The sequence below is a fragment of the Micromonospora sp. WMMD708 genome (genome assembly GCF_049315245.1).
Taxonomy (GTDB): Bacteria; Actinomycetota; Actinomycetes; order Mycobacteriales; family Micromonosporaceae; genus Micromonospora; species Micromonospora wenchangensis.
On record NZ_CP186060.1, the window covers coordinates 557,311 to 582,191 of the forward strand.

37 protein-coding genes are annotated in these 24,881 nt (G+C 70.8%); 33 read left to right on the forward strand and 4 right to left on the reverse strand.

All coding sequences use genetic code 11. The features are described from left to right. Window positions 1-3: 3 nt before the first annotated feature. The 29 genes from rplB to truA all read left to right on the forward strand — a co-directional run bounded on the left by rplB (window position 4) and on the right by truA (window position 17,247). Entirely contained in the window at window positions 4-843 is an 840-nt protein-coding gene (gene rplB / locus ACN260_RS02575) for a 50S ribosomal protein L2 (RefSeq protein WP_204924858.1), read from the forward strand. 12 nt (window positions 844-855) lie between these two features. Further along, window positions 856-1,137: a 30S ribosomal protein S19 gene (gene rpsS, locus ACN260_RS02580; RefSeq protein WP_007073032.1), complete on the forward strand. Its 282-nt coding sequence runs from the start codon at window positions 856-858 to the stop codon at window positions 1,135-1,137. Window positions 1,138-1,177: 40 nt separating this feature from the next. Then, window positions 1,178-1,636, forward strand: coding sequence for a 50S ribosomal protein L22 (gene rplV, locus ACN260_RS02585; protein ID WP_422754555.1), 459 nt, complete (start codon window positions 1,178-1,180; stop codon window positions 1,634-1,636). Further along, a complete protein-coding gene (gene rpsC, locus ACN260_RS02590) occupies window positions 1,636-2,508 on the forward strand; it encodes a 30S ribosomal protein S3 (protein WP_402897035.1) in 873 nt (290 codons plus the stop codon). The genes rplV and rpsC overlap by 1 nt, the downstream gene beginning before the upstream one ends. A 3-nt stretch (window positions 2,509-2,511) precedes the next feature. Continuing rightward, a complete protein-coding gene (rplP, locus tag ACN260_RS02595; RefSeq protein WP_088647000.1) occupies window positions 2,512-2,937 on the forward strand; it encodes a 50S ribosomal protein L16 in 426 nt (141 codons plus the stop codon). After that, on the forward strand, window positions 2,937-3,173 hold the full coding sequence (gene rpmC / locus ACN260_RS02600; protein WP_013288628.1) for a 50S ribosomal protein L29: 237 nt from the start codon (window positions 2,937-2,939) through the stop codon (window positions 3,171-3,173). Before rplP ends, rpmC begins: the two co-directional genes overlap by 1 nt. Next, window positions 3,170-3,451 carry a 30S ribosomal protein S17 gene (rpsQ, locus tag ACN260_RS02605; RefSeq protein WP_088646999.1) on the forward strand — a complete coding sequence of 94 codons (282 nt, stop codon included), beginning with the start codon at window positions 3,170-3,172 and terminating at the stop codon, window positions 3,449-3,451. The genes rpmC and rpsQ overlap by 4 nt, the downstream gene beginning before the upstream one ends. 100 nt (window positions 3,452-3,551) lie before the next feature. Next, the gene (gene rplN / locus ACN260_RS02610) at window positions 3,552-3,920 is read left to right on the forward strand and encodes a 50S ribosomal protein L14 (protein ID WP_007073026.1); all 369 of its coding nucleotides are present in this window, start codon (window positions 3,552-3,554) and stop codon (window positions 3,918-3,920) included. After that, complete coding sequence (rplX, locus tag ACN260_RS02615) at window positions 3,917-4,237, forward strand: 50S ribosomal protein L24 (RefSeq protein ID WP_194821781.1); 321 nt, start codon at window positions 3,917-3,919, stop codon at window positions 4,235-4,237. Before rplN ends, rplX begins: the two co-directional genes overlap by 4 nt. After that, window positions 4,237-4,806 (forward strand): 50S ribosomal protein L5, encoded by a 570-nt coding sequence (gene rplE / locus ACN260_RS02620; protein WP_067301437.1) that lies wholly within the window; start codon window positions 4,237-4,239, stop codon window positions 4,804-4,806. Before rplX ends, rplE begins: the two co-directional genes overlap by 1 nt. 1 nt (window position 4,807) lies before the next feature. Continuing rightward, window positions 4,808-4,993: a type Z 30S ribosomal protein S14 gene (locus tag ACN260_RS02625; protein WP_007073023.1), complete on the forward strand. Its 186-nt coding sequence runs from the start codon at window positions 4,808-4,810 to the stop codon at window positions 4,991-4,993. A 96-nt stretch (window positions 4,994-5,089) separates the two neighbouring features. Then, a complete protein-coding gene (rpsH, locus tag ACN260_RS02630) occupies window positions 5,090-5,497 on the forward strand; it encodes a 30S ribosomal protein S8 (RefSeq protein ID WP_067301438.1) in 408 nt (135 codons plus the stop codon). Between the two features lie 16 nt (window positions 5,498-5,513). Next, window positions 5,514-6,056, forward strand: a complete 543-nt coding sequence (rplF, locus tag ACN260_RS02635) for a 50S ribosomal protein L6 (protein ID WP_402897031.1) — start codon at window positions 5,514-5,516, stop codon at window positions 6,054-6,056. Next, a complete protein-coding gene (gene rplR, locus ACN260_RS02640) occupies window positions 6,053-6,442 on the forward strand; it encodes a 50S ribosomal protein L18 (RefSeq protein WP_088646997.1) in 390 nt (129 codons plus the stop codon). Before rplF ends, rplR begins: the two co-directional genes overlap by 4 nt. Window positions 6,443-6,475: 33 nt before the next feature. Further along, window positions 6,476-7,090 (forward strand): 30S ribosomal protein S5, encoded by a 615-nt coding sequence (gene rpsE, locus ACN260_RS02645; protein ID WP_088646996.1) that lies wholly within the window; start codon window positions 6,476-6,478, stop codon window positions 7,088-7,090. Continuing rightward, a complete protein-coding gene (gene rpmD, locus ACN260_RS02650; RefSeq protein ID WP_088646995.1) occupies window positions 7,090-7,272 on the forward strand; it encodes a 50S ribosomal protein L30 in 183 nt (60 codons plus the stop codon). Before rpsE ends, rpmD begins: the two co-directional genes overlap by 1 nt. Next, window positions 7,272-7,715 (forward strand): 50S ribosomal protein L15, encoded by a 444-nt coding sequence (gene rplO / locus ACN260_RS02655; RefSeq protein ID WP_088646994.1) that lies wholly within the window; start codon window positions 7,272-7,274, stop codon window positions 7,713-7,715. The genes rpmD and rplO overlap by 1 nt, the downstream gene beginning before the upstream one ends. Before the next feature lie 234 nt (window positions 7,716-7,949). After that, complete coding sequence (secY, locus tag ACN260_RS02660; RefSeq protein WP_088646993.1) at window positions 7,950-9,278, forward strand: preprotein translocase subunit SecY; 1,329 nt, start codon at window positions 7,950-7,952, stop codon at window positions 9,276-9,278. After that, window positions 9,279-9,932, forward strand: coding sequence for an adenylate kinase (locus tag ACN260_RS02665; protein WP_088646992.1), 654 nt, complete (start codon window positions 9,279-9,281; stop codon window positions 9,930-9,932). A 95-nt stretch (window positions 9,933-10,027) separates the two neighbouring features. Next, window positions 10,028-10,879, forward strand: a complete 852-nt coding sequence (map, locus tag ACN260_RS02670; RefSeq protein WP_422754556.1) for a type I methionyl aminopeptidase — start codon at window positions 10,028-10,030, stop codon at window positions 10,877-10,879. A gap of 683 nt (window positions 10,880-11,562) precedes the next feature. Further along, window positions 11,563-12,159 carry a DUF1707 SHOCT-like domain-containing protein gene (locus ACN260_RS02675; protein WP_422754557.1) on the forward strand — a complete coding sequence of 199 codons (597 nt, stop codon included), beginning with the start codon at window positions 11,563-11,565 and terminating at the stop codon, window positions 12,157-12,159. Window positions 12,160-12,428: 269 nt separating this feature from the next. Further along, window positions 12,429-12,650: a translation initiation factor IF-1 gene (gene infA / locus ACN260_RS02680; protein ID WP_007073013.1), complete on the forward strand. Its 222-nt coding sequence runs from the start codon at window positions 12,429-12,431 to the stop codon at window positions 12,648-12,650. Between the two features lie 93 nt (window positions 12,651-12,743). After that, complete coding sequence (gene rpmJ / locus ACN260_RS02685) at window positions 12,744-12,857, forward strand: 50S ribosomal protein L36 (protein ID WP_012184307.1); 114 nt, start codon at window positions 12,744-12,746, stop codon at window positions 12,855-12,857. Window positions 12,858-13,120: 263 nt separating this feature from the next. Continuing rightward, on the forward strand, window positions 13,121-13,501 hold the full coding sequence (gene rpsM, locus ACN260_RS02690) for a 30S ribosomal protein S13 (RefSeq protein ID WP_088646990.1): 381 nt from the start codon (window positions 13,121-13,123) through the stop codon (window positions 13,499-13,501). A gap of 69 nt (window positions 13,502-13,570) precedes the next feature. Next, on the forward strand, window positions 13,571-13,978 hold the full coding sequence (gene rpsK, locus ACN260_RS02695; protein WP_030329919.1) for a 30S ribosomal protein S11: 408 nt from the start codon (window positions 13,571-13,573) through the stop codon (window positions 13,976-13,978). Window positions 13,979-13,992: 14 nt separating this feature from the next. Next, complete coding sequence (rpsD, locus tag ACN260_RS02700) at window positions 13,993-14,619, forward strand: 30S ribosomal protein S4 (protein ID WP_067301470.1); 627 nt, start codon at window positions 13,993-13,995, stop codon at window positions 14,617-14,619. Window positions 14,620-14,715: 96 nt separating this feature from the next. Then, window positions 14,716-15,738, forward strand: coding sequence for a DNA-directed RNA polymerase subunit alpha (locus ACN260_RS02705; protein ID WP_007073009.1), 1,023 nt, complete (start codon window positions 14,716-14,718; stop codon window positions 15,736-15,738). 34 nt (window positions 15,739-15,772) lie between these two features. Beyond that, window positions 15,773-16,342 carry a 50S ribosomal protein L17 gene (gene rplQ / locus ACN260_RS02710; RefSeq protein ID WP_422754558.1) on the forward strand — a complete coding sequence of 190 codons (570 nt, stop codon included), beginning with the start codon at window positions 15,773-15,775 and terminating at the stop codon, window positions 16,340-16,342. A gap of 74 nt (window positions 16,343-16,416) precedes the next feature. Further along, a complete protein-coding gene (truA, locus tag ACN260_RS02715) occupies window positions 16,417-17,247 on the forward strand; it encodes a tRNA pseudouridine(38-40) synthase TruA (protein WP_422754559.1) in 831 nt (276 codons plus the stop codon). A 7-nt stretch (window positions 17,248-17,254) separates the two neighbouring features. On the opposite strand, the gene ACN260_RS02720 is transcribed toward truA, so the two are convergent. Both ACN260_RS02720 and ACN260_RS02725 read right to left on the reverse strand, forming a co-directional pair. Beyond that, window positions 17,255-18,079 (reverse strand): TrmH family RNA methyltransferase, encoded by an 825-nt coding sequence (locus ACN260_RS02720; RefSeq protein WP_422754560.1) that lies wholly within the window; start codon window positions 18,077-18,079, stop codon window positions 17,255-17,257. After that, a complete protein-coding gene (locus ACN260_RS02725) occupies window positions 18,076-18,885 on the reverse strand; it encodes a phytanoyl-CoA dioxygenase family protein (RefSeq protein WP_422754561.1) in 810 nt (269 codons plus the stop codon). Before ACN260_RS02725 ends, ACN260_RS02720 begins: the two co-directional genes overlap by 4 nt. A 159-nt stretch (window positions 18,886-19,044) precedes the next feature. Between ACN260_RS02725 and ACN260_RS02730 the strand changes: the two genes are divergently transcribed. Next, window positions 19,045-19,539: a GyrI-like domain-containing protein gene (locus tag ACN260_RS02730; RefSeq protein WP_422754562.1), complete on the forward strand. Its 495-nt coding sequence runs from the start codon at window positions 19,045-19,047 to the stop codon at window positions 19,537-19,539. Between the two features lie 84 nt (window positions 19,540-19,623). Here the strand turns inward: ACN260_RS02730 and ACN260_RS02735 are convergent, their stop codons facing one another. After that, complete coding sequence (locus ACN260_RS02735) at window positions 19,624-20,724, reverse strand: hypothetical protein (protein ID WP_422754563.1); 1,101 nt, start codon at window positions 20,722-20,724, stop codon at window positions 19,624-19,626. Window positions 20,725-20,882: 158 nt separating this feature from the next. Here ACN260_RS02735 and ACN260_RS02740 point away from each other — a divergent pair, with 158 nt between their 5' ends. The 3 genes from ACN260_RS02740 to ACN260_RS02750 all read left to right on the forward strand — a co-directional run bounded on the left by ACN260_RS02740 (window position 20,883) and on the right by ACN260_RS02750 (window position 24,258). After that, window positions 20,883-21,488 carry a class I SAM-dependent methyltransferase gene (locus ACN260_RS02740; protein WP_422754564.1) on the forward strand — a complete coding sequence of 202 codons (606 nt, stop codon included), beginning with the start codon at window positions 20,883-20,885 and terminating at the stop codon, window positions 21,486-21,488. Window positions 21,489-21,529: 41 nt separating this feature from the next. Continuing rightward, window positions 21,530-23,209, forward strand: coding sequence for an ABC-F family ATP-binding cassette domain-containing protein (locus ACN260_RS02745; RefSeq protein WP_422754565.1), 1,680 nt, complete (start codon window positions 21,530-21,532; stop codon window positions 23,207-23,209). Window positions 23,210-23,295: 86 nt separating this feature from the next. Beyond that, entirely contained in the window at window positions 23,296-24,258 is a 963-nt protein-coding gene (locus tag ACN260_RS02750) for an aldo/keto reductase (RefSeq protein ID WP_422754566.1), read from the forward strand. Window positions 24,259-24,327: 69 nt separating this feature from the next. Here the strand turns inward: ACN260_RS02750 and ACN260_RS02755 are convergent, their stop codons facing one another. Then, entirely contained in the window at window positions 24,328-24,870 is a 543-nt protein-coding gene (locus tag ACN260_RS02755; protein WP_422754567.1) for a hypothetical protein, read from the reverse strand. Window positions 24,871-24,881 lie beyond the last annotated feature (11 nt).

Here is a 24,881-nt window from a genome sequence, read left to right on the forward strand (position 1 = left end):
ACAATGGCTATCCGTAAGTACAAGCCGACGACGCCGGGCCGACGCGGCTCCAGCGTCGCCGACTTCGCCGAGATCACCCGGTCCACGCCGGAGAAGTCCCTGCTGGCCCCGCTGCCGAAGAAGGGCGGACGCAACGCCCACGGCCGGATCACCGCCCGGCACCACGGCGGCGGCCACAAGCGGCAGTACCGCCTGATCGACTTCAAGCGGGTCGACAAGGACGGCGTGCCGGCGAAGGTCGCGCACATCGAGTACGACCCGAACCGCACCGCGCGCATCGCGCTGCTGCACTACGCCGACGGCGAGAAGCGCTACATCCTCGCGCCGAAGGACCTGAAGCAGGGCGACCGGGTCGAGTCCGGGCCGGGCGCCGACATCAAGCCGGGCAACAACCTGCCGCTGCGCAACATCCCGGTCGGTACCACCGTCCACAACGTGGAGCTGCGTCCGGGTGGCGGTGCCAAGCTGGCCCGTTCGGCCGGCGTCGGCATCCAGCTGCTCGGCCGGGAGGGCGTGTACGCGACCCTGCGTATGCCGTCCGGTGAGATCCGGCGGGTCGACGTGCGCTGCCGCGCCAGCGTCGGCGAGATCGGCAACGCCGACCAGTCGAACATCAACTGGGGCAAGGCCGGCCGGATGCGGTGGAAGGGCAAGCGCCCGACCGTCCGTGGTGTCGCGATGAACCCGGTCGACCACCCGCACGGTGGTGGTGAGGGTAAGACCTCCGGTGGTCGCCACCCGGTGAACCCGCAGGGTAAGCCCGAGGGCCGCACCCGTCGTAAGGGCCAGCCGAGCGACCGGCTGATCGTCCGCCGCCGCTACGCCACGCGTAAGCGCGGCTGAGGGAGATAGAGCATGCCTCGCAGCCTGAAGAAGGGCCCGTTCGTAGACGACCACCTGCTCAAGAAGGTGGAGACGCAGAACGACAAGGGCTCGAAGAACGTCATCAAGACCTGGTCGCGCCGCTCGACGATCATCCCCGAGATGCTCGGGCACACGATCGCCGTGCACGACGGACGCAAGCACGTCCCGGTGTTCGTGACCGAGGCCATGGTCGGGCACAAGCTCGGCGAGTTCGCGCTGACCCGTACGTTCAAGGGTCACGAGAAGGACGACCGGAAGAGCCGCCGGCGCTGACGCCGCGGGCATACGGATAGAGGAACAAGGGGTTACAGCGATGCCAGGAAAGGGCGACGCTCCGGTGCTTCCGGGCGCGCGGGCGGTTGCGCGACACGTGCGCATCTCGCCGATGAAGGCGCGCCGGGTGGTCAACCTCGTCCGCGGCCTGCCCGCGAAGGAGGCGCTCACGGTGCTGCAGTTCGCGCCGCAGGCGGCGAGCGAGCAGGTGTACAAGGTGCTCGCGAGCGCGATCGCCAACGCGGAGAACAACGAGCGGCTGGACCCTGACGCGCTGCTCGTCAGCGAGGCGTTCGTCGACGAGGGCCCGACCATGAAGCGGTTCCGGCCGCGGGCGCAGGGCCGGGCCTACCGGATCCGCAAGCGCACCTGCCACATCACCGTGGCGGTCGAGGCGGTCGCGCCGGCCGCGCCGAAGAAGTCCGCGGCGAAGAAGGCGGCACCGGCGCAGCAGGCCGAGCCCGCAGCGACCGAAGGCAAGACGGAGGGTGCCGAGTAATGGGTCAGAAGGTTCACCCCACTGGATTCCGGCTCGGCATCTCGACCGACTGGAAGTCCCGCTGGTTCGCGGACAAGCTCTACAAGGACTACATCGGCGAGGACGTGAAGATCCGCCGGATGATGTCCAAGGGCCTCGAGCGTGCCGGCATCTCCAAGGTCGACATCGAGCGCACCCGCGACCGCGTCCGGGTCGACATCCACACCGCCCGGCCGGGCATCGTCATCGGCCGTAAGGGTGCGGAGGCCGACCGGATCCGCGGCGAGCTGGAGAAGCTCACCGGCAAGCAGGTGCAGCTGAACATCATCGAGGTCAAGAACCCCGAGTCGGACGCGCAGCTGGTCGCCCAGGGTGTCGCCGAGCAGCTCTCCAGCCGGGTCAGCTTCCGTCGGGCCATGCGCAAGTCGATGCAGTCGGCGATGAAGAACCCCGTCTGCAAGGGCATCCGGGTGCAGGTCTCGGGCCGCCTCGGCGGCGCCGAGATGAGCCGGACGGAGTTCTACCGCGAGGGTCGGGTTCCGCTGCACACGCTGCGGGCCAACATCGAGTACGGCTTCTTCGAGGCCCGTACCACCTTCGGCCGGATCGGCGTGAAGGTCTGGATCTACAAGGGCGACGCCGTGCCGGGCCGGGAGGCTCCGGCCGAGGCCGGTCCGTCCCGCCCGCGTCGTGGTGAGCGTGGCGACCGGCCCGAGCGGCCGCGTCGTGGCCGGTCGGGTTCGTCGGGCACGACCGCCGGCGGTACCGAGGCCGGCCGGGCTGCCGCGACCACCATCGCGCAGCAGGCCGAGACGCCGAGTGGCGAGCCGGTCGACAGCTCCGCTGTCGCCGCGGCCGCCAGCCAGCCGGCAGAAACGCAGCAGGAGGGCTGACAGATGCTGATGCCGCGCAAGCCCCCGAAGGGCTTCCGCAAGCCGCACCACCCGGACCGCCACGGCGCGTCCAAGGGCGGTAACCGGGTGGTGTTCGGCGAGTTCGGAATCCAGGCTCTCGAGCCGGCGTACGTGACCAACCGGCAGATCGAGTCGGCACGTATCGCCATGACCCGGCACATCAAGCGTGGCGGCAAGGTGTGGATCACGGTCTTCCCGGACCAGGCCCTCACCAAGAAGCCGGCCGAGACCCGGATGGGTTCCGGCAAGGGCTCGCCCGAGTGGTGGGTCGCGAACGTCAAGCCGGGGCGGGTTCTCTTCGAGATGTCCTTCCCCAACGAGCAGATCGCGCGAGAGGCGATGCGTCGCGCGATCCACAAGCTCCCGATGAAGTGCCGCATTGTTACGCGCGAAGTGGGTGAATCCTGATGGCAGCGGGCGTCAAGCCCTCCGAGCTGCGTGAACTCTCCGAGGAGGAGCTGGTCACGAAGCTGCGCGAGGCCAAGGCGGAGCTGTTCAACCTCCGCGTGCAGGCCGCGACCGGTCAGCTGGACAACAACCGGCGGCTGCAGGTCATCCGTCGGGAGATCGCCCGGATCTACACGATCATGCGTGAGCGCGAGCTGGGTCTCTCGGCCGCGCCGACTGAGGTGACTGCATCATGAGCGAGACCGAGAACACCGCCACCACCGTGCGGGCCCGCCGTAAGGTCCGTGAGGGCCTGGTGGTCAGCGACAAGATGGACAAGACCGTCGTGGTCGAGGTCGAGGACCGGGTCAAGCACGCGCTGTACGGCAAGATCATGCGCCGTACCAGCAAGCTGAAGGTCCACGACGAGCAGAACGCTGCCGGCATCGGTGACCGGGTCCTGATCATGGAGACCCGGCCGCTGTCCGCCACCAAGCGTTGGCGGATCGTGGAGATCCTCGAGAAGGCCAAGTAGCGAAGGCTCGAGCTCGGCCGGTTTCGGTCGGGCGCAGGTTCCGCCAGGCTCCGGCCGTCCGCGAGGGCGGCCGGAGAACCGGCAGACATAGGAGATAGACGTGATTCAGCAGGAGTCGCGACTGCGCGTCGCCGACAACACGGGTGCCCGGGAGATCCTGTGCATCCGGGTTCTCGGTGGCTCCGGTCGGCGCTACGCGAGCATCGGCGACGTCATCGTGGCCACCGTCAAGGACGCGATCCCGGGCGCCGGTGTCAAGAAGGGCGACGTCGTCAAGGCCGTCGTCGTCCGCACCGCCAAGGAGAAGCGGCGGCCGGACGGCTCGTACATCCGTTTCGACGAGAACGCCGCCGTCATCATCAAGGACGGCGGGGACCCGCGCGGGACCCGTATCTTCGGCCCGGTGGGCCGCGAGCTGCGGGACAAGCGGTTCATGAAGATCATTTCCCTCGCGCCGGAGGTGTTGTGACCGTGAAGGTCAAGAAGGGCGACACGGTCATCGTCATCGCCGGCAAGGACAAGGGTGCCAAGGGCAAGGTCATCGCGGCCTACCCGCGGCAGGACAAGGTCCTCGTCGAAGGCGTGAACCGGGTCAAGAAGCACACCCGAGTCAGCACCACCCAGCGCGGCGCCAAGACCGGTGGCATCGTCACCCAGGAGGCCCCGATCCACGTCTCGAACGTGCAGGTCCTGGACTCCGACGGGAACCCGACCCGGGTCGGCTACCGGTTCGACGACAACGGCCAGAAGGTCCGCATCGCGCGTAGCACCGGTAAGGACCTGTGATGACCACGGCTACCGAAACCAAGACCCTGCCGCGCCTCAAGGAGCGGTACCGCAACGAGATCGTGGCCAAGCTGCAGGAGCAGCACAGCTACGGCAACCCCATGCAGGTGCCGCGGCTGGTCAAGATCGTCGTCAACATGGGCGTGGGCGAGGCTGCCCGCGACGCCAAGCTGATCGACGGCGCCGTCCGCGACCTGGCCACGATCACCGGCCAGAAGCCGCAGGTGCGTCGGGCCACCAAGTCGATCGCGCAGTTCAAGCTGCGTGAGGGCATGCCGATCGGCGCGAAGGTGACTCTGCGCGGCGACCGGATGTGGGAGTTCCTGGACCGGCTGCTGTCGATCGCGCTGCCGCGTATCCGTGACTTCCGCGGTCTGGACGGACGCAAGCTCGACGGGCACGGCAACTACACGTTCGGTCTGACCGAGCAGTCGGTGTTCCACGAGATCGACCAGGACAGGATCGATCGCCAGCGGGGCATGGACATCACGGTGGTCACGACCGCCACGACCGACGACGAGGGCCGGGCGCTGCTCAAGCTCCTGGGCTTCCCGTTCAAGGAGAACTGAGATGGCCAAGAAGGCGCTGATCCTCAAGGCCGCCGCGAAGCCGAAGTTCTCGGTTCGCGCGTACACCCGCTGCCAGCGGTGCGGGCGTCCGAAGGCGGTCTACCGCAAGTTCGGCCTCTGCCGGGTGTGCATCCGGGAGATGGCCCACCGCGGTGAGCTGCCCGGCGTGTCCAAGGCTTCCTGGTAATAGCCCGGCGCGCTCCGCGCGTCAGCTGAACTGTCTCTTCGCCGTAGGCCCCGGGCCGTGCCCGGGGAACCCCGGCGAGAAAGGTTGACGAATTTCATGACGATGACCGACCCGATCGCAGACATGCTCACGCGTCTGCGGAACGCCAACCAGGCGTACCACGACCGGGTGACGATGCCCTACTCGAAGATCAAGGCGAACATCGCCGAGGTCCTCAAGGCCGAGGGTTACATCGCCACCTGGTTGGTCGAGGAGCCCGAGGAGGGCGCCGTCGGCAAGCGACTGGTCGTCGAGCTGAAGTACGGCCAGAACCGGGAGCGGAGCCTGGCCGGCATCAAGCGCGTGTCCAAGCCCGGTCTCCGGGTGTACGCCAAGTCGGACGGGCTCCCGCGGGTGCTCGGCGGGCTGGGCGTGGCGATCATTTCGACGTCCCAGGGGCTGCTCACCGACCGGCAGGCCCGCAAGCGGAGCGTTGGCGGGGAAGTCCTCGCCTTCGTCTGGTAACGGGAGACAGGTAGAAATGTCGCGTATTGGACGTAAGTCGATCCCGGTGCCTTCCGGCGTCGACATCACGATCGAGGGCCAGACCGTCAAGGTCAAGGGCCCCAAGGGCGAGCTGGCGCACACGCTCGCCGAACCGATCTCCGCGGAGCGGGGCGAGGACGGCCAGCTGCACGTCAACCGGCCGAACGACGAGCGCAAGGCCAAGGAGCTGCACGGCCTGAGCCGTACCCTGGTCGCCAACATGATCGTCGGGGTCACCGAGGGCTACCGCAAGAGCCTGGAGATCGCCGGCACCGGTTACCGGGTCACCGCCAAGGGCAAGGACCTGGAGTTCGCGCTCGGGTTCTCGCACCCGGTCCTGGTGCAGGCGCCGGACGGCATCACCTTCACGGTGGAGCGGCCGACGCTGTTCCACGTGGCCGGCATCGACAAGCAGCAGGTCGGTGAGGTCGCCGCCAACATCCGGAAGATCCGCCCGCCGGAGCCCTACAAGGGCAAGGGTGTCAAGTACCAGGGCGAGGTCATCCGCCGCAAGGCCGGAAAGGCAGGTAAGAAGTGAGCGCCACGCTGCTCAAGCGCCGCCGCGGCGTCGCCGCCAAGCGCGCCGTCGGCCGTGCGCGTCGACACTTCCGGGTCCGCAAGAACGTCAGCGGAACCGCCGAGCGTCCCCGCCTGGTGGTCACCCGCTCGCTGCGGCACATCGTCGCCCAGATCGTCGACGACACCAAGGGTCACACCCTGGCGTCGGCCTCGACCCTGGACGCGTCGCTGCGCGGTGCGGAGGGCGACAAGAGCGCCCTCGCCGGCAAGGTCGGCAGCCTGCTCGCCGAGCGGGCCAAGGCCGCCGGTGTGTCCAAGGTCGTCTTCGACCGCGGTGGCAACCGGTACGCGGGGCGGGTCGCCGCGCTTGCCGACGCCGCCCGCGAAGCCGGGCTCGAGTTCTAGAAACCCCGTCACGAGAGATAAGGAAGGCTGCTGATGCCAGGTCAACAGCGCCGTGGCGGCGGGTCCGGTGGCAACGAGGGTGGTCGCCGCGACAACCGCCGTGAGGGCGGCCGCGGAAACGCGCCCGTCGAGAAGACCCCGCACCTCGAGCGGGTCGTCGCGATCAACCGCGTCGCCAAGGTCGTGAAGGGTGGTCGTCGCTTCAGCTTCACCGCCCTGGTGATCGTGGGCGACGGCGACGGCACGGTCGGCGTGGGCTACGGAAAGGCCAAGGAGGTGCCCGCGGCGATCGCCAAGGGCGTCGAGGAGGCCAAGAAGCACTTCTTCAAGGTGCCGCGGATCGGCCAGTCGATCCCGCACCCGATCCAGGGTGAGGCCGCGGCCGGTGTGGTGCTGCTCAAGCCGGCGTCCGCCGGTACGGGCGTCATCGCCGGTGGCCCGGTGCGTGCCGTGCTGGAGTGCGCGGGCATCCACGACGTGCTCTCCAAGAGCCTCGGCTCGTCCAACCCGATCAACATCGTGCACGCCACGGTGGCGGCGCTGAAGGGGCTCGAGTCCCCGGAGGCCGTCGCGGCCCGTCGTGGCCTGCCGGTCGAGGACGTGGCGCCGGCCGCCATGCTGGCGTCGCGGGCGGGGGTGGCGTCCTGATGGCACGCCTGAAGGTCACCCAGATCCGGTCCGAGATCGGGAGGAAGCAGAACCAGCGGCACTCGCTGCGTTCGCTCGGCCTGAAGCGGATCAATGACGTGGTGGTCAAGGAGGACCGTCCCGAGATTCGGGGCATGATCTTCACGGTCAGCCACCTCGTGAAGGTCGAGGAGGTCGAGTAATGACGATCAAGGTTCACCATCTGCGTCCGGCCCCGGGCGCCAAGACCGCGAAGACCCGGGTGGGTCGCGGTGAGGGCTCCAAGGGCAAGACCGCCGGTCGCGGCACCAAGGGCTCCAAGGCCCGCAAGAACATCTCGGCGGCGTTCGAGGGTGGGCAGATGCCCATCCACATGCGCCTGCCGAAGATGAAGGGCTTCAAGAACAAGTTCAAGGTCGTCTTCCAGGTGGTCAACCTGGACCGGCTCGCCGAACTGTTCCCCAACGGCGGCCAGGTCGGCCCGCTGGAGCTGGTCGAGGCCGGTGCGGTCCGCAAGGGCCACCCGGTCAAGATCCTCGGCACCGGCGACCTCGGCGGCGTGACCCTCCAGGTGTCGGCGCAGGCGTTCAGCGCGTCCGCCAAGGAGAAGATCACCGCTGCCGGCGGCTCGGTCACCGAGCTGTAGGTCAGGCAGACCAGGGCGCCCGCTCAGTTCTTCGTGACTGGGCGGGCGCCCTGGTCTACCCGGAGCGTGTGCGCCGGGTAACATCGGATTCGGTTTATGTAGCCGGGCACACCTGCCCGGAGCGGGATCGGGCTGTTAGAGTCCCTTCCCAGCCATGGATATCGGGCACTTGCCCGGCACCCACCCCACCCGCCAGGGACCACCACCGGGCGGCCCGCGCGCAGGAGGAAGAAGTTGCTGTCCGCCTTTCTCAGTGCGTTCCGTACGCCTGACCTGCGCAAGAAGCTGCTGTTCACAGTAGGCATCATCGCGGTCTACCGGCTCGGCGCGACTCTGCCCAGCCCCGGCGTCTCGTACGGCAACGTGCAGAAGTGTCTCGACAGTCTGCAGGGCCAGAACACGGGCGTGCTCAACCTGCTCGACCTGTTCTCCGGCGGCGCGCTGTTGCAGCTCTCGGTCTTCGCGCTGGGCATCATGCCCTACATCACCGCGTCGATCATCCTGCAACTGCTGACGGTGGTCATCCCCCGGCTGGAGCAGCTCCGCAAGGAGGGCCAGGCCGGCCAGGCGAAGATCACCCAGTACACCCGCTACCTGACCCTCGGCCTGGGCATCCTCCAGTCCTCGGCGTTCGTGGCGCTGGCCCGTTCCGGCCAGCTGTTCCAGAACCGCTGCGATCAGTTCCCGATCGTCCCCGAGGGCACCGGCATCCCGGACTGGCTGACCCTGAGCATCCTGGTCATGACGATGACCGCCGGCACGGGCATGGTGATGTGGCTCGGCGAGCTGATCACCGACCGGGGCGTCGGCAACGGCATGTCCGTCCTGATCTTCACCTCGATCGCGGCCCGGCTCCCCAGCGAGGGCTGGAAGATCAAGACCAACGAGGGCTGGGGCAAGTTCGCCCTGGTGCTCGCCCTGGTCCTGGTGGTCATCACCGCGGTCTGCTTCATCGAGCAGGCGCAGCGCCGCATCCCTGTGCAGTACGCCAAGCGGATGATCGGTCGGCGGATGTACGGCGGCACCTCCACCTACATCCCGCTGAAGGTGAACCAGGCCGGTGTCATCCCGGTCATCTTCGCCTCGTCGCTGCTCTACCTGCCGCAGCTGGCGCTCCAGTTCTTCGACCAGAACGACCCGGGCAAGACCCAGGCCTGGATCCAGAACAACATCGTGCAGGCCGACGCGCCGCTGCACATCGTGATCTACTTCCTGTTGATCATCTTCTTCACGTACTTCTACGTGTCGATCACGTTCAACCCGACCGAGGTCGCGGACAATATGAAGAAGTACGGCGGCTTCGTGCCGGGCATCCGCCCCGGCAAGCCGACCGCCGACTACCTCGACTTCATCCTCAGCCGGATCACCCTGCCGGGCGCGCTCTACCTGGGTATCGTGGCGGTCCTGCCGAACTTCTTCTTCATCTGGCTGAACAGCCAGCAGTTCCAGAACTTCCCGTTCGGCGGCACCGCTGTGCTCATCATGGTCGGCGTCGGTCTGGAGACCGTGAAGCAGATCGAGAGCCAACTCATGCAGCGGAACTACGAAGGGTTCCTGCGGTAGATGCGACTCGTTCTGGTTGGCCCGCCTGGCGCGGGCAAGGGCACACAGGCGGAGTTCATCGCCGCACACCTCTCGGTGCCGAAGATCTCGACCGGTGACATCTTCCGGGCCAACGTCTCCCAGGGGACGCCCCTGGGAGTCGAGGCGAAGCGGTACATGGACGCGGGCAAGCTGGTCCCGGACGAGGTGACCATCAACATGGTCCGGGACCGGCTCGCCGAGCCGGACGCCTCAGAAGGCTTCCTGCTCGACGGCTTCCCGCGCACCACCCCGCAGGCCGCCGCGCTGGACAAGCTCCTCGCCGACCTGGGCACCGCGCTGGATCTGGTGCTGGAGCTGGTCGTCGACGACGACGAGGTGATCCGACGGCTCTCCGGTCGGCGCACCTGCCGGGGCTGCGGCAAGATCTGGCACGTCGAGTTCGACGCCCCCAGCCGGGAGGGTGTCTGCGACCGGTGCGGCGCCGAGCTGTTCCAGCGCGACGACGACAAGCCGGAGACCATCGCGGCCCGGCTGCGCGAGTACGCCGACAAGACCGCGCCGCTGGTCGACTACTACGGCGCGCAGAACAAGCTGGTCGGGATCGACGCCACCGGCCCGGTGGAGGACGTCACCGTCCGCGCGATCGACGCGCTGCGCTCGTACGGCGGCTGACCTCCCGCCGGGGTCCGGCGGATAGAGTGCGAACAGCGGGGTACGCGACGTGCCCCGCTGTTTCGCTGTGCAAGGCAACGAAAGGTGACCGCTCCATGCGCCGTGCCCAGCTGGACATCCAGCTGAAGACCCCTGACCAGATCCAGAAGATGCGGGCCGCCGGCCTGGTGGTCGCCGAGGCCCTGCGCCGGATGAGCGCAGCGGTCGCCCCCGGGGTGAGTACGGCCGACCTCGACGCCATCGCCGAGTCGGCCATCCGCGAGGCGGGCGCGATCCCGTCCTTCAAGGGCTACCACGGCTTCCCCGCCTCGATCTGCTCGTCGGTCAACGAGCAGGTGGTGCACGCGATCCCCGCCGCCGACCAGGTGCTCAGGGAGGGCGACCTGATCTCGATAGACTGTGGCGCGGTACTGGACGGCTGGCACGGCGACGCGGCGGTCACCGTCGGGGTGGGCGAGGTCGACCCGGCGCTGTTGAAGATGGCCTCGGTCGCCGAGGACGCTATGTGGGCCGGGATCGCCGCCGCCGCGCGGGGTGCCGCGAACGGCCGCGGCCGGCTCACCGACATCTCGCACGCCGTCGAGACCGCCGTCCGTCGGGGTGGCCGGTACGGCATCGTCGACGGCTACGGCGGCCACGGCATCGGCACCGAGATGCACCAGGACCCGCACGTGCTCAACCACGGCCGCCCCGGCAAGGGGCCCCGCCTGGTGCCGGGCATGGCGCTGGCGATCGAGCCGATGATCACCATGGGTTCCCCGCGTACCGTCGAGTTGTCCGACGGGTGGACGGTGGTCACCCGGGACCGGTCGATGGCGGTGCACGTCGAGCACTCGATGGCGCTGCTGGAGGATGGGGTCTGGGTGCTGACCGCGTTCGACGGCGGGCGGGCGCGGCTCGGCGACCTGGTGACCGCCCGGCAGCCGGTCGACTCCCCGACCACCTGACCCGTCGACGGCTCCCCGAACCACGGCCCCGTCCCGGTGTGATGCGGCGCGGCCCGACGGCCCCTGGCCGCCGCCGGCCGGGTTGAGGCGCGCCCCGGCCGGTGTGGTTCCCGGGGGCGGACGCCGTCTCGGGGCGTGTCCGGGCGGTGCGGTGCCCCCATGGAGCCGTGGCCCAGGGGTGCGGTGTCGCAGGGGTGCGGTGTCCAGGCGGGCTGGTCGCGGTGGTGACGCCGCCGCGGCCTGTCGTCCGGCGGGACGGTTCCGGTAGACCACCCCGGGCCCTTTCGAACTGATGACGTTGACGACTCAACCGTCGGACGGAGAGCGGACGTGCTCCCGGCCGTCGGCGCAGGCGTGCGTCGGCGCGGGAGAGAGTCGGCGCAGGCGGGCGTGGAAAGAGTGCAGGCGTGCGGCTCACCCGGGGACGGGGGGAGGAACGTGAGTCGCCGATGTCGTCAGGTCGAAAGGATCCGAGGACGGATGCGGTGGGGGAGGGGCGGTCACCGGTGAGAGAGACGCGGGTGGCCGCTCGTGGAAAGCGCCGGAGCGGCCCGACGACCCCGCGAGGGCTGTTACCGGGAGGAACCGTCCGGTAGATGCGGGCCGGCCTGGTCGGGGCGGGTGGCCCGGTGAGCGGGTCACGGGTTCGGCGGTGGTGGACCCGTGGTGTCATGCTTGCCGGCATGGAGGGGCGGGCCGGAATGCAGGGGCGGGACCGGATGCGGGCGGCGGACGCCGACCGGGAGGCGACGGCGGAACGGCTCCGGGTCGCTCTGGAGGAGGGCCGGCTCGACCTGCACGAGTACGACGAGCGCCTGCAACAGACGTACGGGGCGAAGACGTACGCGGAACTGGACACCGTCCTGGCTGATCTGCCGGCACCGGCGTCCGCGCAGCGCTCCGCGCTGGCCCCGCCCGGCCCGCAGGCCCCGCCGGTGTCCGGTTCCGGGGCGTCGGTGCCCGAGCGGGAGATGCCGCCGGAGCCGCCGGTGACCGGGGCCCCCGTGGTGGGCGAGCCGGTGCCCGTGGGTGCCGGCTCCGGTCGGTGGCCGGTCGAGGTGTGGGCGCCCTGGTTGCGGGTGGCGGCCCTGCTCACCGTGATCTGGGCGATCTCCTCGGTCGGCAGTCGGGAACTGCTGTTCTACTGGCCGGTATGGGCGCTCGGCCCGTGGGGGGTTCTGCTGCTCCTGCGTACCACGGGTGGGTTCGCCGGCGGTGCTCCCGACCGGCGGGACCGCCGGCGGGCGGCGCGCGACATGCGGCGGAAGCGCCGGAGGTAGCGCCGGAACGACCGCCGACAGTTGGGCGTTGCGTGGAAGGGTGCCCGGTTTCGTCCGGGTGGGTGACACCACTGGTGGCCGGTTTGGCGACCACCAGTGGGCGGGCGTACACTTTCAGATCGGCGCACAGCGTCCACTCCGGCATGCCCACCACGCGCTTCGGTGGGAGCCCGGAGCCGCGGCTGGCGCGGGTCCCCGACGACCGTCGGAAGGCCCGTGTAAGACGTTGTGGGTCGTCCGGAACAACCGACGTCAGGACAGCGGAGTACATGCCGAAAAAAGACGGAGCCATCGAGATCGAGGGTCGGGTCATCGAGCCTCTGCCGAACGCCATGTTCCGGGTGGAACTCGCGAACGGCCACAAGGTGCTGGCTCACATCAGCGGCAAGATGCGGCAGCACTACATCCGCATCCTGCCGGAGGACCGGGTCGTCGTCGAACTCTCGCCGTACGACCTGACCCGCGGGCGCATCGTCTACCGCTACAAGTAAAGCCTGACGGCGGCCGGGAAGTCCCCGTGTCCGTCTTCGACGTCCGGAGTCGCGGTCACCGCGTCACCGGGCCGGATGGGAAGTAAGGCAACCGTGAAGGTCAAGCCGAGCGTCAAGAGGATCTGCAACAAGTGCCGGGTTATCCGCCGGCACGGCCGGGTCATGGTGATCTGCACCGACCCGCGCCACAAGCAGCGCCAGGGCTGATCCGAGCCCGCTCTCCGCGTGACGGAGGGCGGCGGACCGGTCCGGGTCGCGCAGATCCGACGACAACACGTCACCAGCTCGTCCCAGCCGCGGAACGTACGCATGCGTACCTTCTCGTGGTCAACCCCCGGTCGGAGGCCGGGGCCCGCTCGGGCAGCGGCCGTCCGGTCGCCGGCGCACGACGCGCCGGACCCGGAACTGGTCGGTAGCGGGGTGGGACGGGTCCACACCTCCGCCACACATCACGAGGAGTACGCCCGCACATGGCACGTCTAGTCGGCGTGGATCTCCCCCGCGAGAAGCGGATGGAGATCGCGCTCACCTACATCTTCGGGGTCGGTCGCACCCGCGCCCAGGAGACGCTCGCCGCTACCGGCATCTCGCCGGACAAGCGCGCTCGGGACCTCACGGACGAGGAGCTCGTTCAGCTCCGCGACCACATCGAGGCGAACTACAAGGTTGAGGGCGACCTGCGCCGCGAGGTCGCCGCTGACATCCGCCGCAAGGTCGAGATCGGCTGCTATGCAGGCATCCGGCACCGCCGGGGCCTGCCCGTGCGCGGCCAGCGGACCCGCACCAACGCGCGGACCCGCAAGGGCCCGAAGCGGACCGTGGCCGGCAAGAAGAAGCCCGGCAAGAAGTAATTCCCACGCCGGCGCCCAGGCCAAGAGCCAGCAGCCGATCGAGAACCCATACAGGAGCGCAGAAGACTTATGCCACCGAAGGCTCGTGCCGGAGCCGCAGTCAAGAAGGTCCGGCGCAAGGAACGCAAGAACGTCGCCCACGGGCAGGCGCACATCAAGAGCACGTTCAACAACACCATCGTGTCCATCACGGACCCGACCGGTGCGGTCATCTCCTGGGCCTCCGCCGGCCAGGTCGGCTTCAAGGGCTCCCGCAAGTCGACTCCGTTCGCCGCGCAGCTGGCCGCCGAGGCCGCCGCGCGCCGGGCGATGGAGCACGGCATGCGCAAGGTCGACGTGTTCGTCAAGGGTCCCGGCTCCGGCCGGGAGACCGCCATCCGTTCGCTGCAGGCAGTCGGGCTCGAGGTCGGCCAGATCGCCGACGTCACCCCGCAGCCGCACAACGGGTGCCGTCCGCCGAAGCGTCGCCGGGTCTGAGAGGTTAGAGAGAGATGGCTCGTTACACCGGTGCTGACTGCCGCCGTTGCCGGCGGGAGAAGATGAAGCTGTTCCTCAAGGGCAGCAAGTGCGATGGCCCGAAGTGCCCGTTCGAGTCCCGGCCGTTCCCGCCCGGACAGCACGGCCGTGGCCGCACGAAGGAGACGGAGTACCTGCTCCAGCTCCGCGAGAAGCAGAAGGCCCGCCGCGTGTACGGCGTGCTGGAGAAGCAGTTCCGCGGGTACTACGAGGAGGCCGTGGCCAAGCAGGCCAAGACCGGTGAGGTCCTCCTGCAGATCCTCGAGTCGCGGCTCGACAACGTGGTCTACCGGGCCGGGTACGCGCACTCCCGGGACATGGCCCGCCAGCTTGTCAAGCACGGTCACTTCACCGTGAACGGCAAGAAGGTCGACATCCCGTCGTACCGCGTCAAGGAGCACGACATCATCGAGGTCCGGGGCAAGAGCAAGGAGCTCACCCCGTTCATCGTGGCGCAGGCCCAGGCCGGCTCGAAGACCGTTCCGGCGTGGCTGGAGGCGATCCCGAGCCAGATGAAGGTCCTGGTGCACTCGCTCCCGGCCCGCCAGGTGATCGACACCCAGGTCCAGGAGCAGCTGATCGTCGAGCTCTACTCCAAGTAAGGGCTCGTTGCGGTGGCCCGTCCTTCGGGGCGGGCCACCGGAACAGTTCGTGTCGTGGACGTCATATAGCGGGCGTCCCGGAAGAGAAGAGAAGAAATGCTCATCAGCCAGCGACCGTCTCTCTCCGAAGAGTCGATCAACGAGACCCGCTCCCGGTTCACCATCGAGCCGCTGGAGCCCGGCTTCGGCTACACCCTGGGCAACTCGCTGCGGCGCACGCTGCTGTCGTCCATCCCGGGTGCCGCGGTCACCTCGATCAAGATCGACGGTGTGCTGCACGAGTTCACCACGATCCCCGGGGTCAAGGAGGACGTGGTCGAGCTCGTCATGAACATCAAGGAGCTCTGCGTCAGCTCCGAGCACGACGAGCCGGTCAGCATGTACCTGCGCAAGCAGGGGCCGGGCGACGTGACCGCCGGTGACATCCAGCCCCCGGCCGGGGTCTCGGTGCACAATCCCGACCTGAAGCTCGCCACCCTCAACGGCAAGGGCCGGCTCGACATGGAGCTGACCGTCGAGCGGGGTCGTGGCTACGTGACGGCGGCGCAGAACAAGCAGGCCGGCGCCGAGATCGGCCGGATCCCGGTCGACTCGATCTACTCGCCGGTGCTGAAGGTGACCTACCGCGTCGAGGCGACCCGTGTCGAGCAGCGGACCGACTTCGACCGGCTGATCATCGACGTCGAGACCAAGCCGTCGATGGGCCCGCGTACCGCGCTGGCCTCCGCCGGTTCGACGCTGGTGGAGCTGTTCGGGCTGGCCCGGGAGCTGGACGAGACCGCCGAGGGCATCGACATCGGGCCGTCCCCGCAGGACGCCCAGCTGGCGGCCGACCTCGCCCTGCCGATCGAGGAGTTGGACCTCACCGTCCGCTCCTACAACTGCCTCAAGCGCGAGGGCATCAACTCCGTTGGTGAGCTGATCGGGCGTACCGAGGCCGACCTCCTCGACATCCGCAACTTCGGTCAGAAGTCGATCGACGAGGTCAAGATGAAGCTCGCCGGGATGGGTCTGGGGCTGAAGGATTCGGCCCCGAACTTCGACCCGGCACACGTCGTGGACGCCTTCGGTGAGGCCGACTACGACACCGACGACTATCGCGAGACCGAGCAGCTCTAGTCCGCGCTGCCGCCACACCTGAGGAGCACCAAGCATGCCCACGCCCACCAAGGGCCCCCGCCTCGGCGGCAGCCCCGCGCACGAGCGGCTGATGCTGGCCAACCTGGCCACCGCGCTGTTCCAGCACGGCAAGATCCAGACCACCGAGACGAAGGCCCGGCGGCTGCGCCCGCTGGCCGAGCAGCTCATCACCAAGGCCAAGCGCGGCGACCTCGCCTCGCGGCGGCGGGTGCTGGGCGTCGTCAAGGACAAGGACGTGGTCTACTCCCTGTTCGACCAGATCGCGCCCCGGTACGCCAACCGCAACGGTGGCTACACCCGGATCGTGAAGACCGGCCCGCGCAAGGGTGACGCCGCTCCGATGGCGATCATCGAGCTGGTGGAGGAGCTTCAGGTCGCCGAGCCGAAGGCGAACAGGAAGACCGCCGCCCGCAAGGCCGCCCAGCAGGACAAGGTCGAGGCGCTCGCCCCGGCCGAGGAGACCCCGGCGGCCCAGGCCGACCAGGACTCCGAGGCGCCGGTCTCGGCGTCCGGTGACACCGCCGCCGCCCGCGAGGACAGCGACGAGGCTACCGAGACCGAGGCCACCGAGAAGAAGGCCTGAGCAACGGCAGCACCGTCGGGCCCGGCATCCCTTCCTGGGGTGCCGGGCCCGACGTCGTGAACCGGAGGTACGAGATGGACGAGCGGACCCGGCTACGGCTGGACGTCTCGTACGACGGCACCGACTTCTCCGGCTGGGCCGCCCAGCCGACCCGGCGCACGGTGGCCGGGGTGCTGGTCGCGACACTGGACCTGGTGCTCGGGGCGGACACCGTGACCGGCCTGACCGTGGCCGGGCGCACCGACGCCGGGGTGCACGCCACCGGGCAGGTCTGCCACCTCGACCTGCCCGCCGCCGTGTGGGCGGAGCACCGGGAGCGGCTGCTGCGCCGGCTGGCCCGGCTGCTCCCCGGTGACGTCCGGGTCCGGGCGATGACGGAGGTACCCGCCGACTTTGACGCCCGTTTCTCGGCGACCTTCCGCCGGTACGAGTACCGGGTGACCGACGCCCCGTGGGGTGCCGAGCCGCTGCGGCGGCGGGACACCCTCGCCTGGCCCCGGGCGTTGGACCCGGCCGCCCTGAACGTCGCGGCGGCCGGCCTGGTGGGGGAGCACGACTTCGCCGCGTACTGCCGGCGCAAGGAGAACGCCACGACGGTGCGCGAGGTGACCCGGCTGGACTGGCGGCGGGACCCGGACGGCATCCTGGTCGCCACCGTGCAGGCCGACGCGTTCTGCCAGGCGATGGTGCGCAGCCTGGTGGGGGCGATGCTGACCGCCGGGGACGGTCGACGTCCGGTCGGGTGGCCGGCGGGGCTGCTCGCCCGGCGGGAACGCTCCAGCGAGGTGACGGTCGCCCCGGCGCACGGGTTGACCCTGGTGGCCGTCGGCTACCCGGCCGACCCGGCCGACTACGCCGACCGCGCCGACCGGACCCGCCGGTTGCGGCTGCCGGTGGAGTCCTGACCCGGTGCTACCGGCGCGCGGCGGCGCTGCGCTGGCGTGCCGACTCGTAGAGCACGACGGTCGCGGCGGCCGCCGCGTTCAGGGAACTGGCGGCCCCGGACATCGGCACCCGGACGAGCTGGTCGCAGGCGTCCCGCCAACCGGCGCTCAGACCGTTGGTCTCGTTGCCGATCAGGGTCAGCGTGGGCTGCGTGAAGTCGTAGTCGGCGGCATCCAGTGCGGCGTGCTCGTCGGCACCAGCGATGCCGAGGCGGACACCGCCGGCCCGTACGTCGGCCACCCAGGACAGCACCGTCTGGTGCGAGGGTGCCCGGACCACGGGCAGCGCGAACAGCGAGCCGGTGCTCGCCCGTACCGCCTTCGGGTCGTACACGTCGGCGGCATGGCCGGTGACGATGACGCCGGACGCACCGAAGGCGTCCGCGGACCGGATGAGGGTGCCGATGTTGCCGGGGCTGGCGGGCCTGTCGAACACGACGGTGAGCATGGTCGGCCCGGTGGGGATGCGGCGCAGGTCGTCCTCCGGTAGGGCGACCACGGCCAGCAGCTCGGGCACCGTGTCCGCCTTGCCGCCCAGCTCGTGCATCAGTTCGGGGGAGACGGCGTACCGCTCGGCCGGGACGGTGTCCAGGGTGTCGCGGGCCCAGCCGGACAACCTTGCGGCGGCGTCGTACAGCAGCTCCCGGACCTGCCAGCCGTGTTCGACGGCCATGGCGATCGGGCGTACCCCCTGCACGAGGAACTCGCCGCGACGCTGCCGCTTGGTCCGGTTGCGCAGCAGGGCCTCCCACTGCTGGAACCGCGCGTTGCGGCCACTCACCCGCCCGCTCACCGGTGGTCCCGCCTCCCCGGCACCTCGGGGTCGGGGGTGTCGTGCCCGAGTCCCCGGCGGATCGCGATCTCCACGGGCGAGTACGCGCCGTCGGGCCGGTCCAGTTCGTACGGTGCCGCCGGCATCAGCGGCGGCTGGGCCATGAAGCGCGGTCGCGTCCCGTGGTGCGGCTGCGCCGCGTGCACCAGGAACGGATGGCAGAGGAAGACGTCCCCCGGGGACCCGGTGGCCAGGGCGACCGGCCGGTGGTCCGACGCCGCCACCAGGTCGGGCGCGAGGTCGAGTCCGCTCGCCCCGTCCTCCCCGTACTTTTCGAGCACCCTCGGCACGTCGAGGTGGGAGCCGACCCTGATCCGGGTCGGCGCGTCCTCGTCACCGACCTCGCTGAACAGGAACAGCATCAGCAGGGCCCGACCCCGGGAGCGGATGTTCGTGAAGTACCAGTTCGCGCCCTCCGGCAGGTAGCTGCCCTCGATGTGCCAGCCCGCGTCGTCCGGCTCGTCGGGGTGCGGGAAGCGCAACGGGAACGTGCCCAGTGAGTAGCGCGGCTCCCAGCGTCCCGCGCCGACGAGCAGGTCGTACGCGTGGTGCAGGAACGGGGAGTTGGGTGCGGCGGCGAACGGACCCTGCGCCATGCCGGGCACCCAGTGCACGGGCTTCGTCCAGGTGGCCGGGTCGTCCGGGTCGCAGCCGGTCTCCCGCCACAGCAGCCGCGCGCAGTCCGTGGCCACGCGCGGCGCGACGGCGCCCGCCAGCTTCACGAAACCGTCGTGAAGGAACCGGGATACCAGTGTCGTGTCGTCCATGCGCCCATGGTGTGGCGGCGCCGGTCCCGGTCGCCCGACACTTCCCGCTCCGCTTCTGTCGGGTGTGCCGCCTGCGCGCCGGCCCACGATACGAACGACCGACCGGGTCGTCCGGGGCCAGGGCTCAGGTTCCGCCGCAGCGCCGAAGGGAGCGAACGCATGGACACCCGCATCGTCGGCCGTCCCGCATTCCGGCTCGTGGGGCACGCCACCCGGGTCCCCCTGATCCACCGGGGCGTCAACCCGTACATCCAGCGGCACGTCGCGGCGCTGCCGGCGCGGGAGCACCTGCGCCTGAAGACACTCGGTGACGCCGAGCCGGCCGGTCTGCTCGCGGTCTGCGACGACCTGGACGCGGACTACGACGAGGACAGCGAGCTGACGTACCTGCACGGGGTGGCCGTGTCCCGGAGCACCCCGGTCCCGGCCGACCTGGACGTCATCGAGGTGCCGGCGGGCTGTTGGGTGGTCATCCGGGTCGTGGGTCCGTATCCGCAGACCCTGCAGCGGACCTGGGCGGCTGCCGCGACCGGGTGGTTCCCCTTCAACCCGTGGCGGCTGCGGCCCGGCCCGGAGATCGTCGCGGTGCCCGAGCCGATGGACGACCACGGCAGTGCGACCCACGAACTCTGGTTGCCCGTCGAACCGGCGTAGCGACCGGGTCCGCCGCCGGCCAGTCCCAGGCCGGCTCCTCAGACGCAGGCCCGGCCGCTCCGGCCGGGCCTGCGTCGCCGGCGGTCAGTCGCCTGGCAGTTCGCCGGTGTCCGGGTCGTCGCCGCGCGGGGAGGCGGTGGGCGTCCGGCGGGTCCCGGCGGACGGGGTGGCCGAGGCGCCGGTGGCCCTGGCGGTGGGCTGGTCCACGCTGACGCCGGCCGCGCGACGGTCCAGCACCCCCTTGTCCAGGTGCAGCTCGATCAGGTCGTAGATGATCTCGCGGACGTCGCGGTCACCGGCCGGGACGGCACCGGCGTCGTCCCGGGTGACCAGGCAGTAGGCGACGTAGTGGCCGCGTACCTGCCAGGCGACGCGAGCGGCGGCGGTGGCGACCGATTCGGTGTCCTCCCCGGCGGGCATGCCCCGGAACCGGCCACGCTGGTCGTCGAGCAGCGGCCTGATCCGTTCCCGGACGCGTTGCGCGGTGGCCAGGTCGGTCAGGTTGAGCAGGCCGGCGGTGAGCAGGTGGTCGCCGTCGGGGGAGCGCAGGGTGGCCCGGACCACCTGGCTGCACCCGAGGGTTACCAGCAGGTCGGCGATCTCACCGGTGGCGGCCACGGCGCAGTTCGCGCCGGCCTGGGTCTTGAGCACCTGGTACTCGTGCCGGTCGACGCCGACGACCAGGGTCTTGTCGGGGAAGACCTCCTTGACGGTCAACGGCTGCCGGTCGACGTCCCGGGAGTCCAGCGGACCGATGGCCTGGTCGGTCGGGGCAGTGCTCACCGTCGCCGTCGGCGCGGCCCCGTTCTGCGCCGGGTCGTCGGTGGCGGTGCGGTCGATGAGCAGCAGGGCACCGCCGATGCCGCAGAGGCCGAGCAGCATCAGCACCGCCGCCCCGCCGACGGCGATCTGCCAGAGCCGGCCGCCGCGGGCGTCGCCGGAGCGGCGGGACCGGGACCGCTGCGGCGCAGACGTCGGGGCGGGGACCTGGACGGCGGACCGGATCGGGACGGGATCGGCCTCCGGCGGCGTCGGCCGGGTGGTCCGGGGCAGGGAGGGGGCCGGGAAGCGGGACGGGGAGGGCCCGGCCGGTGCGGTCGGGCCGGGTTGCCCCAGCGGCAGGTCCGCCCCGGGCCGCGGGTTCTCCTCAAACGCGTCCTCAGCGGACTCGTACCGATATACCATGTCGCCCAGAGTAGGGTTCATTGCCCCTTTAGGGGATAAAATTAGGAAATACCGCGCATGGCGCGTCGGGTCGATCGGCCCGGCCGCCCCGGCGGCCCGGCGGGCACACCCCGACCGCCGACGACAGGACCGGTCCGGGCCGGTGGAAGAATGCCCCGGTGACCGGCGACCACTACTTCACCCCGGAGCCCAGCGCCCCGGCCCACCCCCGCGAGGTCGAGTTCCACGTCGCCGGGCGCGACTACACGCTCGCCTCCGCCAGTGGGGTCTTCTCCGCCGCCCGGCTCGACCCCGGCACCGCCGTACTGCTGCGCAAGGCCGAGCTGCCGACCGCCGGCACCGGCGGCCACCTGCTCGACATCGGCTCCGGGTTCGGGCCGATCAGCTGCGTGCTGGCCGACCTCGCACCGACCGCCACCGTGTGGGCGGTCGACGTCAACGCGCGGGCCCGCGAACTGACCGCCGCGAACGCCGCCCGCGTCGACGCCGCCGACCGGGTGCACGCCGTCGCCCCGGACGAGGTGCCGGCCGGGGTCACCTTCGCCCAGATCTGGTCCAACCCGCCGATCCACATCGGCAAGCCCGAACTGCACGCCCTGCTGCGCCGCTGGCTGCCCCGGCTCGCCCCCGACGGCGTCGGCTGGCTGGTGGTGGCCCGGCACCTCGGCGGTGACTCGCTGCACCGCTGGCTGGTCGACGAGGGATTCACCGTCGTGCGGCAGGCCAGCCAGCGGGGCTACCGGGTGCTGCGGGTCACCCGGTAATCGAGTGTCGCCCGGCCGCACGCCTCGGGCAGGATGCCGACGTGGGATACGTGGACGTGGCAGCGGTCGGGCACATCCTCCCGGACGGTCGGGAACTCTTCGCCGACGTGTCGTTCCGGGTCGGTGAGGGCGCCAAGGTCGCCCTGGTCGGGCCGAACGGCGCCGGTAAGACGACGCTGCTCCGGATGGTGGCCGGTGACCTGCCGGTGCGGACCGGCGTGGTCGCCCGGTCCGGTGGGCTCGGCGTGATGCGGCAGTTCATCGGCATGATCGGCGACGAGTCGACGCTTGCCGACCTGGCCCTGTCGCTGGCCCCACCGGCGCTGCGCGCGGCCGGCCACCGGCTCGCCGACACCGAACGGGCCATGCGCGAGGCCGAGCTGCGCGGCAAGTACAGCACCGCCGCCGGCAAGGCCCAACTGGCGTACGCCGACGCGCTGGCCGCCTGGGGCGAGGCCGGCGGGTACGACGCCGAGGTGCTCTTCGACACCGTCACCACCACCGTGCTCGACCTGCCCTGGGACGCCTCCCGGGACCGGCCGGTACGCACCCTGTCGGGCGGGCAGCAGAAGCGCTTCGCCCTGGAGTTGCTGCTGCGCGGCCCCGACGAGGTGCTGCTGCTCGACGAGCCGGACAACTTCCTCGACGTGCCCGGCAAACGCTGGCTGGAGCAGCGGCTGCGCGAGTCCACCAAGTCGGTGCTGTACGTCTCGCACGACCGGGAACTGCTCGCGCACACCGCCGACCGGGTGGTCGCCGTCGAAGGGGGCAGCGCCTGGGTGCACCCGGGAGGCTTCGCGAGCTGGCACGACGCCCGCACGGCCCGGCACGCCCGCCTCGACGAGCTGCGCCGCCGCTGGGACGAGGAGCACCAGAAGCTGCGTGAGCTGATGCTGATGTACAAGCAGAAGGCCGCGTACAACGACGGGCTCGCCTCCCGGTACCAGGCGGCGCAGACCCGGCTGCGCAAGTTCGAGGAGGCCGGGCCGCCGCCCGTACCCCCGAAGGACCAGGACATCCGGATGCGGCTGGCCGGCGGGCGGACCGGCAAGCGCGCGGTGATCTGCGAGCAGCTGGAGCTGGACGGCCTGACCTATCCCTTCGACCTGGAGCTGTGGTACGGCGACCGGGTGGCGGTGCTCGGGGCCAACGGCACCGGCAAGTCGCACTTCCTGCGCCTGCTGGCCCGGGGCGGCACCGACCCCGACCCGGCCAACGGCCCGGTGGACGGGGCCGCCGCCCTGGCCCCGGTGGCGCACGCCGGACTGGTCCGGCTGGGCGCCCGGGTCCGGCCGGGACACTTCTCGCAGACCCACGACCGGCCCGAGCTGATGGCGAAGACCCTGGTCGAGGTGCTGTGGCGCGGTGACGAGCACCGGGACGGGATGGACCGGCACGCGGCGATGGCGGCGCTGAGCCGCTACGAGCTGGCCGGCCAGGGAGACCAGCGGTTCGGCACCCTCTCCGGCGGCCAGCAGGCCCGGTTCCTGGTGCTGCTGCTGGAACTGTCCGGGGCCACCCTGCTGCTGCTCGACGAGCCGACCGACAACCTCGACCTGGCCTCGGCGGAGGCGTTGGAGGCGGGAATGGCGGCGTTCGCCGGTACGGTGGTGGCGGTCACCCACGACCGCTGGTTCACCAGGTCCTTCGACAGGTTCGTGCTGTTCCGGGGCGACGGTGACGTGGTGGAGACCCCGGAGCCGGTCTGGGACGTGGGCTGAGCCGGCCGCGCCGCCCGTGAGCAGGCGACCACGACCGGTCACCGGGCGTGGTCGTCGCCGGTCGGGGCCGGTCCGGGCGGCATAGGGTGGATCTCGTGACTGAGATGACCTACCGCCGGCTGGGCGACTCCGGGCTCGTGGTGTCCGTGGTCGGCGTCGGCTGCAACAACTTCGGCCGCAAGCTCGACATCGACGGCACCCGGGCGGTGGTCGACGCCGCGCTCGACGCCGGGATCACCTTCTTCGACACCGCCGACATCTACGGCGAGCCGCCGGGCGGCTCGGAGGAACTGCTCGGGCAGGCCCTCAAGGGCCGGCGGGACGACGTGGTGCTGGCCACCAAGTTCGGCATGTCGATGGGCGGGCGCAACGGCCGCGACTTCGGGGTACGCGGCTCCCGGCGGTACGTGGTGCGGGCCGTCGAGGCGTCGCTGCGCCGGCTCGGCACCGACCACATCGACCTGTACCAGCTGCACGAGCCCGACCCGGACACCCCGGTCGACGAGACGCTCGCCGCGCTGGACGACCTGGTCCGCGCCGGCAAGGTCCGCTACCTGGGCAACTCCAACTTCTCCGGCTGGCAGATCGCCGACGCCGACTGGACGGCGAAGACCCGCGGGCTGACCCGGTTCATCAGCGCGCAGAACCACTACAACCTGCTCCACCGGGACGCCGAAGTCGAGATCATCCCGGCCTGCGAGCGGTTCGGCCTCGGACTGCTGCCGTTCTTCCCGCTGGCCAACGGCCTGCTCACCGGCAAGTACCGGCGCGACAGCGCCCCGCCCGCCGGCAGCCGCCTCGCCGGTGGCGGCCGGTACGCCGAACGGCTCGCCGCCGCCCGCTGGGACACCATCGAGGCGCTGGAGACGTATGCGCAGCAGCGGGGGCTGACGCTGCTCCAGGTGGCCATCGGCGGGCTGGCCGCCCGCCCGGCGGTGGCCTCGGTCATCGCCGGCGCCACCACCGCCGAGCAGGTCCGCGCGAACGCCGCCGCCGGTGGTTGGCAACCCACCGACGACGACCTCGACGCGTTGGACGCCCTGCTCTGAGCACACCGGCCGGACACGGTCGGGCCCGGACACCGTCGCGGTGTCCGGGCCCGACCGGTGACGGGGTGGTCAGCCGTCCAGGCCGACCGGTCCGCCGGGCCCGGGGTGCGCCCGGCGACGCCACCACAGCAGCGTCGACCCGGCGACGACCAGCACGGCGAGCCCGCCGGCCAGCCACCGCCACCAGCCGGCTCCGGCCTCCCGCGGTGCGGCGGCCGGGCGTTCGGCGGCGACCGGCGACGGCGACTGGGCCACCCGGGCCTGCACCTGCGCGGTCGCCGTGCTCCGGTACGGCGCGGGGGCGCTGACCGTCACCCGCCAGTCGCCGGGGGAGAGCAGCGGGCCGCTGCTGTAGAAGCCCTGACCCTCCCCGGACGGCTCGATCTGCACCGGCCCGGCCGTCCGGCCACCCTCGCCCTCGGCGGTCAGGGTGAGCCGGACCGGCTGGTCCAGCCGGTGCCCGTCGGCGTACACGGCCATCACGGTCACCCCGCCGGCACCGTCACCGGCCACGGTCAGCTTGACCTTCCCGCCGTGCGCCGCCGCCGGCCCTGCCGGCAGGGCCACCAGGGCCGCCACGACCAGCGCGGCGAGGGCTCTGAAGGTACGCATCGACGTCTCCC

Bases quoted from the DNA above. Each gene is read 5' to 3' on its own strand.
- rplB (WP_204924858.1), top strand. From the start codon at position 4: ATGGCTATCCGTAAGTACAAGCCGACGACGCCGGGCCGACGCGGCTCC.
- rpsS (WP_007073032.1), top strand. From the start codon at position 856: ATGCCTCGCAGCCTGAAGAAGGGCCCGTTCGTAGACGACCACCTGCTC.
- rplV (WP_422754555.1), top strand. From the start codon at position 1,178: ATGCCAGGAAAGGGCGACGCTCCGGTGCTTCCGGGCGCGCGGGCGGTT.
- rpsC (WP_402897035.1), top strand. From the start codon at position 1,636: ATGGGTCAGAAGGTTCACCCCACTGGATTCCGGCTCGGCATCTCGACC.
- rplP (WP_088647000.1), top strand. From the start codon at position 2,512: ATGCTGATGCCGCGCAAGCCCCCGAAGGGCTTCCGCAAGCCGCACCAC.
- rpmC (WP_013288628.1), top strand. From the start codon at position 2,937: ATGGCAGCGGGCGTCAAGCCCTCCGAGCTGCGTGAACTCTCCGAGGAG.
- rpsQ (WP_088646999.1), top strand. From the start codon at position 3,170: ATGAGCGAGACCGAGAACACCGCCACCACCGTGCGGGCCCGCCGTAAG.
- rplE (WP_067301437.1), top strand. From the start codon at position 4,237: ATGACCACGGCTACCGAAACCAAGACCCTGCCGCGCCTCAAGGAGCGG.
- ACN260_RS02625 (WP_007073023.1), top strand. From the start codon at position 4,808: ATGGCCAAGAAGGCGCTGATCCTCAAGGCCGCCGCGAAGCCGAAGTTC.
- rpsH (WP_067301438.1), top strand. From the start codon at position 5,090: ATGACGATGACCGACCCGATCGCAGACATGCTCACGCGTCTGCGGAAC.
- rplF (WP_402897031.1), top strand. From the start codon at position 5,514: ATGTCGCGTATTGGACGTAAGTCGATCCCGGTGCCTTCCGGCGTCGAC.
- rpsE (WP_088646996.1), top strand. From the start codon at position 6,476: ATGCCAGGTCAACAGCGCCGTGGCGGCGGGTCCGGTGGCAACGAGGGT.
- rpmD (WP_088646995.1), top strand. From the start codon at position 7,090: ATGGCACGCCTGAAGGTCACCCAGATCCGGTCCGAGATCGGGAGGAAG.
- rplO (WP_088646994.1), top strand. From the start codon at position 7,272: ATGACGATCAAGGTTCACCATCTGCGTCCGGCCCCGGGCGCCAAGACC.
- ACN260_RS02665 (WP_088646992.1), top strand. From the start codon at position 9,279: ATGCGACTCGTTCTGGTTGGCCCGCCTGGCGCGGGCAAGGGCACACAG.
- map (WP_422754556.1), top strand. From the start codon at position 10,028: ATGCGCCGTGCCCAGCTGGACATCCAGCTGAAGACCCCTGACCAGATC.
- ACN260_RS02675 (WP_422754557.1), top strand. From the start codon at position 11,563: ATGGAGGGGCGGGCCGGAATGCAGGGGCGGGACCGGATGCGGGCGGCG.
- infA (WP_007073013.1), top strand. From the start codon at position 12,429: ATGCCGAAAAAAGACGGAGCCATCGAGATCGAGGGTCGGGTCATCGAG.
- rpsM (WP_088646990.1), top strand. From the start codon at position 13,121: ATGGCACGTCTAGTCGGCGTGGATCTCCCCCGCGAGAAGCGGATGGAG.
- rpsK (WP_030329919.1), top strand. From the start codon at position 13,571: ATGCCACCGAAGGCTCGTGCCGGAGCCGCAGTCAAGAAGGTCCGGCGC.
- rpsD (WP_067301470.1), top strand. From the start codon at position 13,993: ATGGCTCGTTACACCGGTGCTGACTGCCGCCGTTGCCGGCGGGAGAAG.
- ACN260_RS02705 (WP_007073009.1), top strand. From the start codon at position 14,716: ATGCTCATCAGCCAGCGACCGTCTCTCTCCGAAGAGTCGATCAACGAG.
- rplQ (WP_422754558.1), top strand. From the start codon at position 15,773: ATGCCCACGCCCACCAAGGGCCCCCGCCTCGGCGGCAGCCCCGCGCAC.
- truA (WP_422754559.1), top strand. From the start codon at position 16,417: ATGGACGAGCGGACCCGGCTACGGCTGGACGTCTCGTACGACGGCACC.
- ACN260_RS02725 (WP_422754561.1), bottom strand. From the start codon at position 18,885: ATGGACGACACGACACTGGTATCCCGGTTCCTTCACGACGGTTTCGTG.
- ACN260_RS02730 (WP_422754562.1), top strand. From the start codon at position 19,045: ATGGACACCCGCATCGTCGGCCGTCCCGCATTCCGGCTCGTGGGGCAC.
- ACN260_RS02735 (WP_422754563.1), bottom strand. From the start codon at position 20,724: ATGGTATATCGGTACGAGTCCGCTGAGGACGCGTTTGAGGAGAACCCG.
- ACN260_RS02755 (WP_422754567.1), bottom strand. From the start codon at position 24,870: ATGCGTACCTTCAGAGCCCTCGCCGCGCTGGTCGTGGCGGCCCTGGTG.